General features: G+C 72.2%; 1 protein-coding gene and 1 pseudogene. One reads left to right on the forward strand and one right to left on the reverse strand.

Annotated features, from left to right (window positions below; genetic code table 11):
• Positions 1–66 precede the first annotated feature (66 nt).
• A complete protein-coding gene (locus DQW85_RS10375) occupies positions 67–828 on the reverse strand; it encodes a DeoR/GlpR family DNA-binding transcription regulator (RefSeq protein ID WP_113700139.1) in 762 nt (253 codons plus the stop codon).
• Positions 829–1,077: 249 nt separating this feature from the next.
• Between DQW85_RS10375 and DQW85_RS10380 the strand changes: the two are divergent.
• A pseudogene (locus tag DQW85_RS10380) lies at positions 1,078–1,691 on the forward strand (class A beta-lactamase-related serine hydrolase); the annotation flags it as partial.

The following is a 1,691-nucleotide window of genomic DNA, read 5'->3' on the forward strand; positions in this document are numbered from 1 at the left end:
GCTCGTCGGCCGGTCGCCGGTCGACCGGCCGGTCGTGGCAGGTGCGGCGGGTGCGCTCGTGGCCGGTCATGCCCGCACCACCTCGGGGCCCGCCGCCGCCAGGTCGGCGGCCAGCGCGGGGTCCACGCCCGTATCCGTGATCACGACGTCGATCTCGCGCAGCTCCGCGAACCTGGCCAGGTACGTGTTGGTGAACTTGGTGTGGTCGGCCAGCAGCACGCTGCGCTGCGCGGCCCTGACCATCGCCCGCTTGATGGCCGCCTCCGCCGGGTCCGGCGTGGTCAGGCCCTTGGCGATCGAGCAGCCGTTCGTCGCCATGAACGCCACGTCCACGTGTAGCTGCGACAGGGGCTGCAGCGCCCAGTCGTCGACCGTGGCCAGCGTCCGGCCTCGCAGGCGTCCGCCGAGCAGGATGACGTTCAGGTTGGCGCGCGCGGCGAGCGTGATGGCCAGCGGCGGGGAGTTGACCACGACGGTGAGCTCCCGGTCGACGGGGAGGACCTGCACGAGCCGGCCCGTGGTGGTGCCCGCGTCGATGATCACGGAGCCGTCCTCGGGCAGCTCTGCCAGCGCGGCCTTGCCGATGCGCTCCTTCTCCGCCGTCATCACCTCGTCGCGGGCGGAGAGCCCGGGCTCGAAGCCGAGCCGTTCCACGGGGATCGCCCCTCCGTGCACCCGTCGCAGCACGCCCGCCCGTTCCAGCGCCGTGAGGTCGCGGCGGATCGTCTCCGTGGTCACGTCGAGGTCTTCCGCCAGCGTCACAACGTCGACCCGGCCGGCCGTCCGGGCCCGGCGAAGGATCTCCTGCTGCCGCTCCTCGGCGTACATGATGTTGATTCACCGCCGTTTCGTTTTGGTTTCATCTGTGTTTATACCCGCTTGTGTGGCAGCGTCAAGGTTTGGGCCGGTCAAGGTCTGGTAGCGATCTGGTAGGTATGTCGGATGCGTACGAACTTGTGGGCTGCCATGGCAGCCGCCTTACCCCTCGTGGCCGGATGCCTCTGCGGGCCCGCCGCGGCGACTGTGCCGGACCGCTCCCTCGCGTCGCCGGACTCCCGCGCCGCGAAACCGCCGCGCGTGCCCGTGGGCACCACGGCCGCATGGGTGGTCTTCGACAGGAAGGCAGGCACGGGCGGGCGGGTCACCGCGGCCCGCAACGCTCACCGGAGGTTCCGCTCCGCCTCGGTGGTCAAGATCCTGATCGCCATCGACTACCTGGAACGGCGCAGGACCGTCCCCGCGGCCGACGCCCGGCTGCTCAAGGCGATGCTGCGCTCCAGTGACGACCACGCGGCAACCGCGTTCTGGTCCCGCGCCGGCAAGGGTGCGATCATCACGCGGACGGCGCGCAAGCTCGGCCTGGCCGACACCAGCCCGCCGCCCGCCTCCAAGCCGGGCTTCTGGGGCTACACCTCGCTCAGCGCGTACGACATCGTGCGGACCTACCGCTACCTCCTCGACACGGCCGCCCCCAGGGTCAGGGCCACCATCCTCGGCCACCTGCGCCGGGCGACGCCGTGCGGCAGCGACGGGTTCGACCAGACCTTCGGCATCCCGCGCGCCGTCCCCAGGCCGTGGGTGGTCAAGCAGGGCTGGTCGGGGTTCGGCGCGGTGCCGCCCACCAGATGCGCGGCCTCAGCCGCCGGCGCGTCCACCGGCGCGTCCGCCGGCGCGTCCACGGGCGCGTCCAG

This window comes from Nonomuraea lactucae (assembly GCF_003313395.1).
Taxonomy (GTDB): Bacteria; Actinomycetota; Actinomycetes; order Streptosporangiales; family Streptosporangiaceae; genus Nonomuraea; species Nonomuraea lactucae.

Excerpts from the sequence above, each read along its gene's own strand:
- DQW85_RS10375 (WP_113700139.1), bottom strand. The coding sequence starts at position 828 with ATGTACGCCGAGGAGCGGCAGCAGGAGATCCTTCGCCGGGCCCGGACG.